The organism is Rheinheimera salexigens (assembly GCF_001752395.1).
GTDB classification, from domain to species: Bacteria; Pseudomonadota; Gammaproteobacteria; order Enterobacterales; family Alteromonadaceae; genus Alishewanella; species Alishewanella salexigens.
Map to the genome: position 1 here is coordinate 2,120,060 of NZ_MKEK01000001.1, position 13,606 is coordinate 2,133,665.

Sequence of the window (13,606 nt, forward strand, 5' to 3'; positions counted from 1 at the left end):
GATCATTTAAAATCATTGAGTTTTATATGCTATTACATACCCATTGTACTGGTTCAGGCGATCCTATCGTGCTGATCCACGGCCTATTTGGCAGTTATGAAAACTTAGGTATTATTGCCCGAAGTTTGGCAGAACACTACCATGTAATTAATATTGATGTGCGTAATCATGGTCAATCTCCACATAGCGAGCAAATGACATACGCGTTAATGGCTGAAGATGTAGCAGAAACCCTAGATCATTTAGGCTTATCTAAAGTGTCTATTCTTGGCCATTCTATGGGGGGAAAGATTGCCATGGCATTTGCATTGGCTCACCCAGAGCGCGTTGATAAGCTAATTCTGGCCGATATAGCGCCGGTAGCCTACCCGGCTCGGCATCAGCAAATTTTAGCCGGTTTAAGTGCTGTGCCGCTAAGCCAGATCCAAAGTCGCTCTGATGCTGATAAACATTTAGCTCACTATATTAATGAGCTAGGTGTACGCCAATTTTTATTAAAAAGCTTAGCCATACAAGATGATCATTATAGCTGGCGCTTTAATTTAGCGGCATTAACTGAGCAATACAGCAAGATTAATGGTGAACTAGATCAAAAGGGTAGCTTTACCGGTGAGTGTTTATTTATAAAGGGTGAATTATCCGACTATATTTTAGCTGAACATAAGTCACAAATATTAGCCCAGTTCCCAAAGGCGCAAGTAAAAACGATTCAAGGCACTGGCCATTGGTTACATGCCGAGAAGCCAGCGATTTTCAGCCGACTAGTCCAAGATTTTTTATCGGCTTAACGGCTTAATTAATAGCAATTTATGCTATAGTGCCGTCAAATTTTTACAGCCAGGAGAAACCAAGTTGGCTTTTGAGCAAATTGAAACCCTTGGATTATGGTTGGGTTTATTTATTCTGTATGCTTTTATCGTCATGGCGATTTTAGATGTATTGAAAAAAAGCAATGCCCCGAAATTCGGCCGGTTTTTTGTATGGCTAGTGCTCTTTTTGTCGCCACTGGTATTTATTATCAAAAGCGTAGTACCGTTTTTTCTTGAGTAAGAAGGTTAAGATTAATGGCTAAGATTGCCACTGATCGCACCACTATTGATTTGTTTGCACAAGATAAACGTCCGGGGCGACCAAAAACAAATCCGTTGCCCCGAACGGAACAGCTTAAGCTGAACAAACGCAATCAAATCAAGCGTGATCGCAGTAAAGGTTTAAAACGTATAGAGTTCAAAGTGTCTGATAAATTGTATGAACAGCTAAGTCAGCACGCTAGCGACGCCGATATGACGCGCAGCGCCTATATTGAACATATTTTGACACAAATGTTGACCAGGTAAGAAGGTTAGATAATGGCTACTGTAGGCATATTTTTTGGAAGTGATACTGGTAACACTGAGCATATTGCTAAAATGATCCAGAAAGAGTTAGGCAAGCACTTATTTGATGTGCGTGATATTGCTAAAAGCAGCAAAGAAGATATTGCCGCTTTTGATTTAATTTTATTTGGTATCCCAACTTGGTACTACGGTGAAGCACAGTGCGATTGGGATGATTTTTTCCCAGATTTAGAGCAAGTTGATTTTACCAATAAACTCGTCGCGATTTTTGGCTGTGGTGATCAAGAAGACTACGCTGAATACTTTCTCGATGCTATGGGCACTTTACGTGACATTATCGAGCCTAAGGGCGCCATTATTGTCGGTCAATGGCCTACCGCTAGTTATAATTTCGTTGCGTCTAAAGGCTTAGCAGATGAAGACCATTTTGTCGGTTTAGGTATCGATGAAGACCGTCAACCCGAGCTAACGGAGCAGCGCGTTAAAGATTGGTGTAAACAAATTTATGAAGAGTTAAGCCTGAAAGAGTTTGAAGGTCTTTAACCGTTTCAAGCCAGTAAATTAGTTTACTGGCTTTTTTATAGCTTCTTTAATTTATAACTTCTTTAATTAATAACTACTTTAATTTGGCCGATATTGGCTTTTCTTCCGCACATATAAGGTGCGCAATACTTCGCAAACCACATTGCCCTTGTCGTCTTTAATGTCAATTCTAAACTGCGGAAAGTATTTTTCGCCCTCAGCTGTGGCTTGACTGATTTGTTGCAGTCTGTCTTCCGTTAAATAAAACTCAGCAAAAAGTTTACCTTTGCCTGGCTGTAAAAAATTAATTTCGGCTTGTCTATCCCATACAAAATATTTATTACCCAATACCCCCATCAACATTAACGGATAAATAGGATCGGTCATCGAAAACATTGAGCCACCATATTGGCTGCGATTTATGTTTTTTGTCCATGGCCGAGATTTTAATTCAACTTTACAATAGCGATAATCCTGATCTAATTTTACTATTTTGATACCACTGAAAAAAAATGGCGGCCAGCAATTAATCAATCGCCGCATAACCGCGGATTTAAATAACCATTTCATATAAATACTCTGGTACGACCTGTTATAGTTAGTTTAACAAGCCTATTCTCAAGTACAAGTCGTCAATTAAACAAATTAGAAAATAGCCAATTTGCTTAATAGTTTAATCCCTTTATAATCGATTCAAATTCACGTTAATGTTAGAGGTCTTATGTCAGATCATAATAGCGAACTGCGCAAAGCTGGTTTAAAAGTTACTCTGCCAAGAGTAAAAATTTTAGAAATCCTTCAAGATCCTAAAAACCAGCACATTAGTGCAGAGGATGTTTATAAATTGTTATTAGAGCTGGGAGAAGACATTGGTCTAGCAACAGTATATCGCGTACTTAATCAGTTTGATGACGCTGGCATTGTTACTCGCCATCACTTTGAAGGCGGAAAGTCGGTATTTGAGCTCGCCGGCAATGACCACCATGATCATTTAGTCTGTTTAAAATGCGGTAATGTTATTGAGTTTCACGATGATATGATTGAAGCTAAACAACTTGAAATAGCTGAAGAAAATGGTATGAAATTAACTCACCATAGCTTGTACTTATATGGTGAATGTAAAGATACTGAGCAATGTAAGAAGAATATTCAGCTACTAAAATTCTAGCATTATATTTCAGTCTTAGCTTTTACAGAATATGTAGCAAATTCATTATAACGTTTTAGCTTATTCATAAAAAAAGGCACCTTTTAAAGGTGCCTTTTTTGTACCAACATCAATGATTAGAATAGGTATGTTGCTATTACAGTAACTGTTCTAACTCAGGCAGCACGGTAAATAAATCAGCAACTAAGCCATAATCGGCAATTTGAAAAATTGGCGCTTCAGCATCTTTGTTTATGGCAACAATAACTTTAGAATCTTTCATACCGGCTAAATGCTGAATAGCACCAGAAATACCTACTGCTATATATAAGTCTGGAGCAACAATTTTACCAGTCTGGCCAACCTGCATATCATTGGGTACAAAGCCAGCATCTACAGCCGCGCGCGATGCACCAATAGCCGCACCCAATTTATCGGCAATACCATTTAGTAAGCTAAAGTTTTCACCATTTTGCATACCACGACCACCCGATATCACTATTCTAGCGGCAGTGAGTTCAGGCCGTTCAGACTTCGTTAGCTCTTCGCTAATAAAAGTTGATACACCAACGTCAGTAGCAATGGATACCATTTCAATGGGTGCACTGTTGCCCGTTTCAGCTGCTGCAAACGCTGCTGGGCGTACAGTTAGCACTTTAATGCTGTCACTAGACTGTACAGTTGCGATAGCGTTACCAGCGTAGATAGGTCGAACAAAGGTATCAGCAGATTCAATTTCAATAACGTCTGAAATTTGTGCCACATCTAATAAAGCCGCAACTCTAGGTAAAAAGTTTTTACCTGTCGTCGTCGCTGCCGTTAAAATATGTTGGTAATCTTTACCTAGCTCTACCACTAGCGCGGCAATGTTTTCAGCTAATTGGTGCGCATAGGCCGCATTATCGGCCTGTAATACTTTGCTTACACCTTGAATCGTTGCCGCTTCTTTTGCTGCTTCAGTACAGTTTTCACCGGCGACTAACAGCGTAATATCGCTACCAATGGCACTAGCAGCTTGCACAACTTTATATGTCTCTGCTTTTAAACCCTGCTCGTTATGCTCTGCGATTATTAAAATAGCCATTAGATCACCTTTGCTTCATGCTTTAATTTATCAACTAACTCTGCAACCGTCGCTACGGTAATACCGCCCTGACGTGTTGCTGGTGCTTTAACTTTTAAAGTCGCTACCTTAGATTCTAACGACACACCATAACTGTCGGCCGCTTTAACATCTAAAGGTTTACGTTTCGCTTTCATTATATTAGGTAATGAAGCATAACGCGGCTGGTTTAAACGTAAGTCAGTGGATACCACTGCAGGTAAAGTTAACGCTACGGTTTGTAAACCACCGTCAATTTCACGGGTTACATTAACTTTATCATCGACAACTTCAACTTTAGAAGCAAAAGTACCCTGCCCCATTCCCGTTAATGCCGCCAACATTTGGCCCGTTTGGTTATTATCCGAGTCTATAGCTTGTTTACCTAAGATAACCAGTTTTGGTTGTTCTTCAGCCACCACTTTGGCTAATAATTTTGCCACTTGTAGTGAATCTAAGTTAAGGCTGGTCTCAATATGTAACGCTCGGTCTGCGCCTAAGGCTAACGCGGTGCGAAGTTGCTCTTGTACGGCCGTTGCACCAATTGATACAACAACCACTTCAGTCGCGACACCGGCCTCTTTTAAGCGTACTGCTTCTTCAATAGCAATTTCACAAAACGGATTTAATGCCATTTTTACGTTAGTCAGGTCGACTGCAGTTTCATCCGCTTTAACCCGTACTTTTACGTTGTAATCTATCACCCGCTTTACCGGTACCAATATTTTCATAAAATCCTCATTGTTTGTACCCAGCAATAATTATACAACTGTATCTAACTGCACTGAGTATACGTCATCTAAACGGTTTATATTCATTAGCCACAATCTACTTATTGTTGACGTTAACGTCAACCTGCAATACCCTAACAAATATCAAAATACCCCTTATAATGTAAACAATATAAGCCAAGAGGTCAGAGTTGTGGAAAGAGAATCAATGGAATTTGATGTTGTTATCGTTGGTGCGGGGCCTGCCGGCCTATCTACTGCTATCCGACTGATGCAACAAGCTAAAGCTGCGTCACAAGAATTAATGGTGTGCGTAGTTGAAAAAGGCTCTGAAGTAGGTGCTCATATTTTATCCGGTGCGGTGTTTGAAACCAAAGCATTACAAGAATTATTTCCAGACTGGCAAACCATGGGTGCACCGGTGACCACCCCGGTAACGCATGATGATATTTATTTATTTAAATCTGACGCTAATGCCACCAAACTGCCTCATTTTGCCGTACCAAAAACCATGCATAATAGTGGTAATTATATCGTATCAATGGGCAATATCTGCCGCTGGTTAGCCGAACAAGCTGAGCAATTAGGTGTAGAAATATTCCCAGGCTTCGCCGCCAGCGAAGTAATCATTGAAGATGATGTGGTTAAAGGCATCTTAATCGGTGATATGGGCTTAGATAAACAAGGCCAACCTAAAGCTAGCTTTGAACCCGGTATGGAACTAAGAGCAAAATATACTGTGTTTGCTGAGGGCTGTCGTGGTCATTTAGGTAAACAACTTATCCAGCATTTCTCATTAGATAAAGATCGCTCACCGCAACACTATGCGCTTGGTTTTAAAGAAATTTGGGATGTCTCCGCCGATAAACACCATCCCGGTTTAGTGGTGCACTCTGCTGGTTGGCCGTTAAATAAAGACACCTCTGGTGGTGGCTATCTTTACCATGCCGAAAACCAGCAAATTGTGGTTGGCTTAATTATCGATCTAAATTACAGCAACCCTAATATTAATCTGTTTGAAGAGTTTCAGCGTTATAAACAACACCCAGTAATTAAGCAATACTTAAGCGGCGGTAAACGTATTAGTTATGGAGCGCGTGCTATCGCTAAAGGCGGCTTAAACAGTCTGCCTAAAATGACCTTTAATGGCGGCATGTTAGTCGGCTGTGACGCTGGCACATTAAACTTCGCCAAAATTAAAGGCAACCATACTGCAATGAAATCAGGTATGTTGGCCGCTGAAACGTTATTTGCACAGTTACAAATTGAAGGCGAATTAGGCGGTAAAGACTTAACACAATTTGCCGATGCTATAAAAGATAGTTGGTTATACGATGAGTTATATAGCTCGCGTAACTTTGGCCCTGCCATGCATAAATTTGGTACTTTTTGGGGCGGCGCTTTTAATACCATCGAGCAAAACTGGTTTGGCGGTAAACTTCCATTTACGCTAAAAGATAATAGCCTTGATCACGCCCAAATGAAGCCTTGTAGTGAGTCAGCGGATATTACATATCCAAAACCGGATAATGTGATTAGCTTTGACCGCCTATCTTCGGTGTATTTATCTAACACCAACCATGAAGAAGTGCAGCCTTGCCATTTAAAGTTAAAAGATAGCAGTATCCCTATCTCGGTTAACTTACCGCTGTATAACGAGCCAGCGCAGCGTTATTGCCCAGCGGGTGTATATGAAGTTATCACAGATGAAAATGATCAGCCGCAATTTCAAATTAATGCCCAAAACTGTATTCACTGTAAAACCTGCGACATTAAAGATCCGTCGCAAAACATCACCTGGGTAACTCCTGAAGGCGGTGGTGGTCCAAACTATCCTAATATGTAGCTGGCTTATATAAATCAACACGCGCTCAAGGTTTAACCGCCAAGAGCGCAACTCTCCTGCTTTAATTAAATAAACTACGACTAATATTGGCGCTAGAGTAGCGAAAATCACTGCTAAGCACTAAACTAGCGGCCTATTCGCTTTTTGGAGTCACTTGCCTTTATGTCTGAGCCTAGACTTTATCGATTAAATAAATTTATTAGTGATACTGGATTTTGTTCACGGCGTGAAGCCGATAAATACATTGAGTCCGGCCAAGTTACTGTAAACGGTAATCTTGCGCCTGTGGGATTAAAAGTTACTGAACAAGATCAGGTATTAATAAACGGCCAACCATTACGCGCTAAGCCTAAATCTGTATATTTGGCTTATCATAAACCGGTTGGTATTACCTGTACCACTGAGCGACATATTCATGGCAATATTATTGACGCGGTTAAATATCCAGAGCGGATCTTCCCTATTGGCCGTTTAGATAAACCCTCTGAAGGGTTAATATTTTTAACTAACGATGGTGACATCGTCAATAAGATCCTGCGCGCGGGTAATGCCCATGAGAAGGATTATATCGTAACCGTCAACAAACCTATTACAGAGCGTTTTATCAAGCACATGAGTGCCGGTGTGCCCATCCTCAACACTATCACCCAACCTTGTGTGGTAACCCAGCGTTCTAAGCAAAGCTTTTCAATTATTTTAACCCAAGGCTTAAACCGACAAATTCGTCGGATGTGCGAATACTTAGGCTATGACGTAGTGACCTTAAAGCGCGTACGCATTATGCACGTTCGTTTAGCGGGGTTAAAACCTGGCCAATGGCGCTTACTAACAGAACAAGAGATTAAAATGTTAGATAATCAGCTGATAGTTTCAAGTAAAGACGCCAGCGCAGTAAGTTCAGCCGATAGCTATGATGAATAAGCTGGATGAATAAGCTGGATGAATAAGCTAGGCGGTATGTAAATGCCGCACAAACAAAAACGCAGCCCTTAAGCTGCGTTTTTGTTATATGAGCAAATGATTTAAGCATACATAAGCAAAAGGCTTAGTTGCCCGTTAGACTCTTTAGGCTAAAAACCTGTTTCAGCTACAATTTTTTTGCTTTTCACATAGCGCACTAAGCCAATGAGTGAGGCTATGATCCAAAATATTTCAATCACAAAACTGGCCAGATTAAAGTTAATGCATAAGCTAAATAATAAAAACAAGGCGCCGGTTAAATTCATCAGATTATAATTGAGTCCATTGGGGTTCACTTTATTCAATTGTAATAAAAAGAACGCTCCCACTACTAAACCTGTACCCATCATGCCAATAATATCGGCTAATAAATCCATATTCATACTTTTTGTTACTCCAAGCTAAACTCGTCCAAATATGCTGGCCCTTTCCATGGGTAGGACGACTCTCAATCCAAGAGACAGCTTGTCTGTACAATTTTCTTACTGTGAGTCTTAACGCTGTCATAGCGACGCTTGTGCTGTGTAAAACGACTAAGTAAAAACATGACAGGGTAATCATTGAGACGCGAATAAAAGTTAACCGCATTAAACGAAAAAACGCAGCTATTAAGCTGCGTTTTTTACTAATTTGGAGCGAGTAACGAGATTCGAACTCGTGACCTCGACCTTGGCAAGGTCGCGCTCTACCAGCTGAGCTATACTCGCAAATCTGCATTTACTCTGGTAAGTAAATGGTGCCCGGGGCCGGACTTGAACCGGCATGCCCTTTCGAGCGAGGGATTTTAAATCCCTTGTGTCTACCGATTTCACCACCCGGGCAGACAACCTTTCTATGTAACTGGTATTACTTTACAACTTTAACACTTATTTTTACAACAACTCTTTTTCGTCACTCTTTATAAAAAAATTATAAAAAGTGTATCGCACTTTGTTATGGAGGCGGGTCCCGGAGTCGAACCGAGATGGACGGATTTGCAATCCGCTGCATGGCCATTCTGCCAACCCGCCATTCAAACAATGTACACTCTTTGAAAGAGTTGGAGCGAGTAACGAGATTCGAACTCGTGACCTCGACCTTGGCAAGGTCGCGCTCTACCAGCTGAGCTATACTCGCATCGTGATGGCCATGTGCCTTAACACGAGACGCATTCTACTGTTTTTAATCATGCAGTCAATAACAAAATCCTGCTTTTGTGTCTGACTGATTAAATTTTAACTCAGTTGCTGCAATAAGCAGCAACTTAACGCCTTATTGGGCTAAATCTTGCCAAGCCGCTTTTAAATATTCATACATTGACCATAGCGTTAACACGGTTGCTAGGTACAATAAAATCATCCCCGCAGGGGAGAACCAACTAACTAACCACCATTCTGGGCGCCAAATTAAACCGATTAAGGCTAACATTTGGGCGATGGTTTTATACTTGCCTAAATCTGATACTGCAACATTTGCCCTTTTACCTAGCTCTGCCATCCATTCACGCAGGGCTGAAATAATAATTTCCCGGCCAATCATAATAATCGCCGGTATCGTTACCCATAAAGATGAACTGTCTACCGCAACAAGTACTAAGGCCACTGCGACCATCACTTTGTCAGCAACCGGATCTAAAAAAGCACCAAAAGGCGTAGATTGCTCTAGCTTACGGGCCAAATAGCCATCTAATGCATCTGTAATAGCCGCAAAAGTAAACACAAAAGCTGCCCAGAATCGGGCATTTTCAATACCCGAATAAAAACACCATAAAAATACAGGGATAAGTATTAACCGAAACAAAGTTAATAGATTGGGAATGGTCCACATCTTATTTTTCTCAATAGATAGATAGCTGCCATGCTACTTGTTATGGCAAGCTTGGTAAATCTTTTCCGCCTGTTGCTTTGAAATACCCGGTACCGAGCTAATTTCTGCAACGGACGAACGCATAACACCTTGCAGCCCACCTAAGTACTGCAATAAAGCTTGTCGCCGTTTTTCTCCTATGCCAGGCACTTGCTCTAATGGGCTGGTCACTAATGACTTACCCCGTTTGTTGCGATGCCCTGTAATAGCAAAACGGTGTGCTTCATCCCGTATTTGCTGTATTAAATGTAATGCCGGTGCATCTTCGGCTAAATTAATACTACGACCACTATGAGCAATAATAAGCGTCTCTAAGCCCGGTTTACGGCTAGTACCTTTGGCTACGCCTATTAATAACGGTTTTTTAGCATGTGGCCAAAGCCTAAACTGTTCAATGGCAATATTTAACTGCCCTAGGCCACCATCAATAAATATTATATCCGGTATTTTGCTAATATCTTGCAACTTACTATAACGCTTATCTAAAGCAAACTGCATTGCAGCATAATCATCGCCACCTGTAATGCCCAACACGTTATATCGACGATATTCTGACTTTAATGGCCCTTGGCCATCAAACACCACACAAGAGGCAATTGTTGCTTGGCCCATAGTGTGGCTTATATCAAAGCACTCCATGCGTTGCAGGGGCATTTCAATGGCTAATAAGCTTTGTAACTGTTGATAGCGTAAGGCCATCTTCTGCGATTGCGATTGTTTAGTGTCGCAAGCTACTTGAGCATTTTTTTGAGCCAAGCTGAGATACTGAGCTTTTTCACCGCGTTGGGCAAATGTTAAGCGTACTTTACGCCCGGCTACTTCACTAATGGCTTGTTCAACGCTATTACTATCCGTTAATAGCTCAGGCAGCACAATCTCTGTAGGCAGCTGCTGACTGCCATAACCATCTAGATAAAACTGTAATAAAAAAGCGGTTAAAATTTCAGTTTTATCAGTTTCGGCTGGCACTTTGGGAAAATATGATTTACTGCCCAGTACTTTTTGCTCACGCACAAACAACACATGAATAGCAGCTACCCCATGCGAATAAGCTAAACCAATAATATCCAACTCTTTATGCTCACCCGTCACGGTTTGCTGTTCTTGCACTTTACGCAAAGCAGTAATGCTATCTCTGTACTGAGCGGCTTGTTCAAAATTCATCGCTTCGCTAGCTAGCGTCATTTTACCGACTAAGTCTTCAATAACTTGCTGGTTTTTACCCTGTAAAAATAAACTGGCTAGTTTAACTTGGTGCTGATAATCCTCATCGGAGACTTTACCCACACAAGGTGCTGAGCATAATTTTAATTGATACTGTAAACATGGCCGAGTACGGGCACGATAAAAGCTATCTTCACATTGCCGAATAGGAAATATTTTTTGCAAGGTTTTCAGGCTGTGCCACACTGCCCTTGCATTTGGATAAGGACCAAAATATTGGCCTTTATTTTTTCGTGGTCCACGATGAGAGCTGATACGCGGATGTTTATGATCAGAGATTAAAATATACGGATACGATTTATCATCCCGCAGTAAAATATTATAGCGCGGTAGATATTTTTTAATAAAGTTGTTTTCTAAGATCAGCGCTTCGGTTTCGCTGTGCGTTAGCGTATATTCCACTTGAGCAATTTGGCTAACTAACGAACGGGTTTTGGCACTATCGACTTTGCTACGAAAATAAATGCTTAAACGGGCCCGTAAATCTTTTGCTTTACCGACATAAATCACTTTTTGCGCGGCATTTATCATTCGATAAACACCGGGTTGCTTGGGAACTGTCGCTAAAAGCTCTTTGGCGTTAAACATTAGGCCTTTGCGATATCAATCATGCCATGACGAAATGCGAGGTGTGTTAGCTCAACATCACCACTAATAGCCAACTTTTCAAACATCCGATACCGATACGAGTTTACAGTTTTTGAACTCACACTAAGCTGCAAAGCAATATCTGGCACTTTTTGGCCTTGCGTTATCATCATCATGATTTGCAATTCACGATCGGAAAGTTCATGAAATGGATTGCCATTTAAGTTATTCACTCGGCTAAGTGCCATCTTCTGGGCAACTTCATCAGAAATATGCCGCACACCGGTATGTACTTTGCGAATGGCCGCAATCATTTCTTTTGGCGGGGAGTTTTTGGAAATAAAGCCGGCAGCACCCAACTGCATTACTTTAGTCGGTACTGGCTCTTCACAGGAAACCGATAACGCTAAAATTTTAATATCGGGGCAATAATGTAAAATGCGTTTAGTCGCACTCATGCCTCCCATACCAGGCATATTCATATCCATCAGCACAACATCAGGCTCATTTTGACGACAAAATATTAGAGCGTCCTCACCAGAACCAGCTTCACCTATCACCCTGATACCGCGCTCATCCATTAGTATGCGACTGATCCCAGTACGTACAAGCTCGTGGTCATCAACTAACAACACGTTGATCAATTGGCTTCTCCGTATACTGGTTTTTATAATAATTAATAGCTATAGCATAACTTAACAAGGTAAATCTTGCTAACACTGAACACATTATGAACACATCAAGCAATTTACAAGGATTAGTTTGCCAGAAATTAAAACGTTATGATAGAACAGCCGATGTTTTAATTTTTTGTATTTAATATCAAGGATTTAAACAAGAAGGGAGCTAACAAGGAAAGAAGTGGCGGAGGGAAAGAGATTCGAACTCTTGGTGGGCTATAAACCCACGCCGGTTTTCAAGACCGGTGCATTCAACCGCTCTGCCATCCCTCCGCAACACAGGACGCATAGTAGAAACTGCAGCACATTTTGTAAAGCGCTTTTTGCAAAACTTTGTTTGTTTGCACAGATATTCAGCAACTCGCCGACTTAATGCACAATAAAGTCTGGGGTATTTAATTGTTGTAAGGACACTAACAAAGGCAAGTTAGCTTAATAAAAGTGATATAAGTGATAAAAGACGTTAAGGCTTAAAGAACATAAAAACAAAAATGCCCGCTGCTTTATATAAAGCAGCGGGCATTCGTAAATAATGGCGGAGGGAAAGAGATTCGAACTCTTGGTGGGCTATAAACCCACGTCGGTTTTCAAGACCGGTGCATTCAACCGCTCTGCCATCCCTCCGGCGACGCGTATATTAATCAGGTTAAAGCAGAAAAGAAAGCTTTTTAAGATAATTTTTTAATTGTTTCATCAATTTGTCCGCGACAATGCTAGTGTAAGCGGAACTAACTCGGTATGATAATACTCAAAGTAACCAATTACATTATATCTAGTAACTGTATTTAGTAACTATGTATCTAGGAGAACAAACAATATGTCATATAGAGAAAGCCCTGTACTTGGTACTGCCAGTCGCAGCATTGAGATTAATAAGGTGCTACGCAATACGTATTTCCTATTAGCAATGACGTTAGCGTTTAGTGCAGTAACTGCTGGTATTGCCATGGCAATGAATATGCCGCCCATGATGGCAATAGTGTGTTTTGTTGCTGGTTTTATCATGCTGTTTATCGTCAATAAAAAAGCCGACACAGCCAGTGGTATCTTTTGGGTATTTGGTTTTACCGGTGTAATGGGCGCGTCGCTTGGTCCAATGCTGAGTATGTATGCTGGATTAGCAAATGGTCCTACAATGATCATGCAAGCATTAGGTGGCACAGCGTTAATCTTCTTTAGCTTATCTGCTTACGCTTTAACTACCCGTAAAGACTTCTCTTTTATGGGCGGTTTTTTAATGGTGGGCTTAGTGGTTGCTGTAGTAGCAATGATTGCTAATATCTTTTTAGCCATACCCGCTTTAAGTTTAGCCATCAGCGCAGCCGTTATCTTAATAATGTCAGGATTAATTCTGTTTGATACTAGCCGTATTATTCACGGTGGCGAAACCAACTATATCCGAGCAACAGTAGGCTTATACTTAAATGTGTTTAACATTTTTGTTAACTTGCTTAGCCTGTTAGGCATTTTTGGTGGTGACGACTAAATTAGCTTTATAGGCATACTCTCTGTTATGTACAGACTTGCCTGTTAAGCATAAGTCGCTAAAATGCCCCTATTGTTAGGGGCATTTTTATTTTAAGTGCTTTTTAAAAGTAACGGCTTTTATAAAGAGTATTAATAA

Annotated in this window: 15 protein-coding genes and 6 tRNA genes; 8 read left to right on the top strand and 13 right to left on the bottom strand. The window is 40.8% G+C overall.

The features are described from left to right. Positions 1-26 precede the first annotated feature (26 nt). The 4 genes from BI198_RS09620 to fldA all read left to right on the top strand — a co-directional run bounded on the left by BI198_RS09620 (position 27) and on the right by fldA (position 1,880). Positions 27-788 carry an alpha/beta fold hydrolase gene (locus BI198_RS09620; RefSeq protein WP_070049364.1) on the top strand — a complete coding sequence of 254 codons (762 nt, stop codon included), beginning with the start codon at positions 27-29 and terminating at the stop codon, positions 786-788. A gap of 64 nt (positions 789-852) precedes the next feature. Beyond that, positions 853-1,050: a DUF2788 domain-containing protein gene (locus BI198_RS09625; protein WP_070049365.1), complete on the top strand. Its 198-nt coding sequence runs from the start codon at positions 853-855 to the stop codon at positions 1,048-1,050. 14 nt (positions 1,051-1,064) lie between these two features. After that, the gene (ybfE, locus tag BI198_RS09630) at positions 1,065-1,337 is read left to right on the top strand and encodes a LexA regulated protein (RefSeq protein ID WP_070049366.1); all 273 of its coding nucleotides are present in this window, start codon (positions 1,065-1,067) and stop codon (positions 1,335-1,337) included. Positions 1,338-1,349: 12 nt separating this feature from the next. Further along, entirely contained in the window at positions 1,350-1,880 is a 531-nt protein-coding gene (fldA, locus tag BI198_RS09635; RefSeq protein ID WP_070049367.1) for a flavodoxin FldA, read from the top strand. Positions 1,881-1,958: 78 nt separating this feature from the next. Here fldA and BI198_RS09640 read toward each other — a convergent pair whose 3' ends face one another. Next, positions 1,959-2,429 carry a DUF4442 domain-containing protein gene (locus BI198_RS09640; RefSeq protein ID WP_070049368.1) on the bottom strand — a complete coding sequence of 157 codons (471 nt, stop codon included), beginning with the start codon at positions 2,427-2,429 and terminating at the stop codon, positions 1,959-1,961. Between the two features lie 151 nt (positions 2,430-2,580). On the opposite strand from BI198_RS09640, the gene fur reads away from it, so the two are divergent. Further along, positions 2,581-3,027 (top strand): ferric iron uptake transcriptional regulator, encoded by a 447-nt coding sequence (gene fur, locus BI198_RS09645; protein WP_070049369.1) that lies wholly within the window; start codon positions 2,581-2,583, stop codon positions 3,025-3,027. 136 nt (positions 3,028-3,163) lie between these two features. Here the strand turns inward: fur and BI198_RS09650 are convergent, their stop codons facing one another. Together BI198_RS09650 and BI198_RS09655 are read right to left on the bottom strand one after the other, a co-directional pair. Next, complete coding sequence (locus BI198_RS09650; RefSeq protein ID WP_070049370.1) at positions 3,164-4,090, bottom strand: electron transfer flavoprotein subunit alpha/FixB family protein; 927 nt, start codon at positions 4,088-4,090, stop codon at positions 3,164-3,166. Continuing rightward, positions 4,090-4,839, bottom strand: coding sequence for an electron transfer flavoprotein subunit beta/FixA family protein (locus tag BI198_RS09655; protein ID WP_070049371.1), 750 nt, complete (start codon positions 4,837-4,839; stop codon positions 4,090-4,092). Before BI198_RS09655 ends, BI198_RS09650 begins: the two co-directional genes overlap by 1 nt. A gap of 208 nt (positions 4,840-5,047) precedes the next feature. Here BI198_RS09655 and BI198_RS09660 point away from each other — a divergent pair, with 208 nt between their 5' ends. Next, on the top strand, positions 5,048-6,685 hold the full coding sequence (locus BI198_RS09660; RefSeq protein WP_201243620.1) for an electron transfer flavoprotein-ubiquinone oxidoreductase: 1,638 nt from the start codon (positions 5,048-5,050) through the stop codon (positions 6,683-6,685). 162 nt (positions 6,686-6,847) lie between these two features. Next, a complete protein-coding gene (rluF, locus tag BI198_RS09665; RefSeq protein ID WP_070049373.1) occupies positions 6,848-7,606 on the top strand; it encodes a 23S rRNA pseudouridine(2604) synthase RluF in 759 nt (252 codons plus the stop codon). Positions 7,607-7,755: 149 nt separating this feature from the next. On the opposite strand, the gene BI198_RS09670 is transcribed toward rluF, so the two are convergent. From BI198_RS09670 to BI198_RS09715, 10 genes are all read right to left on the bottom strand, one after another. Beyond that, entirely contained in the window at positions 7,756-8,028 is a 273-nt protein-coding gene (locus BI198_RS09670) for a CBU_0592 family membrane protein (RefSeq protein WP_070049374.1), read from the bottom strand. Between the two features lie 248 nt (positions 8,029-8,276). Continuing rightward, positions 8,277-8,352, bottom strand: a tRNA-Gly gene (locus tag BI198_RS09675). 27 nt (positions 8,353-8,379) lie between these two features. Next, positions 8,380-8,466: transfer RNA gene (locus tag BI198_RS09680), tRNA-Leu, on the bottom strand. A 115-nt stretch (positions 8,467-8,581) separates the two neighbouring features. Beyond that, positions 8,582-8,655, bottom strand: a tRNA-Cys gene (locus BI198_RS09685). Between the two features lie 30 nt (positions 8,656-8,685). Beyond that, positions 8,686-8,761: transfer RNA gene (locus BI198_RS09690), tRNA-Gly, on the bottom strand. A gap of 135 nt (positions 8,762-8,896) precedes the next feature. Further along, complete coding sequence (gene pgsA / locus BI198_RS09695) at positions 8,897-9,451, bottom strand: CDP-diacylglycerol--glycerol-3-phosphate 3-phosphatidyltransferase (RefSeq protein ID WP_070049375.1); 555 nt, start codon at positions 9,449-9,451, stop codon at positions 8,897-8,899. A gap of 33 nt (positions 9,452-9,484) precedes the next feature. Further along, positions 9,485-11,302 (bottom strand): excinuclease ABC subunit UvrC, encoded by a 1,818-nt coding sequence (uvrC, locus tag BI198_RS09700; protein WP_070049376.1) that lies wholly within the window; start codon positions 11,300-11,302, stop codon positions 9,485-9,487. Continuing rightward, complete coding sequence (uvrY, locus tag BI198_RS09705) at positions 11,302-11,937, bottom strand: UvrY/SirA/GacA family response regulator transcription factor (protein WP_449421114.1); 636 nt, start codon at positions 11,935-11,937, stop codon at positions 11,302-11,304. Before uvrY ends, uvrC begins: the two co-directional genes overlap by 1 nt. Before the next feature lie 227 nt (positions 11,938-12,164). Beyond that, positions 12,165-12,255, bottom strand: a tRNA-Ser gene (locus BI198_RS09710). Between the two features lie 260 nt (positions 12,256-12,515). After that, positions 12,516-12,606 (bottom strand) — tRNA-Ser (locus tag BI198_RS09715). Between the two features lie 193 nt (positions 12,607-12,799). On the opposite strand from BI198_RS09715, the gene BI198_RS09720 reads away from it, so the two are divergent. After that, on the top strand, positions 12,800-13,468 hold the full coding sequence (locus BI198_RS09720) for a Bax inhibitor-1/YccA family protein (RefSeq protein ID WP_070049378.1): 669 nt from the start codon (positions 12,800-12,802) through the stop codon (positions 13,466-13,468). Positions 13,469-13,606 lie beyond the last annotated feature (138 nt).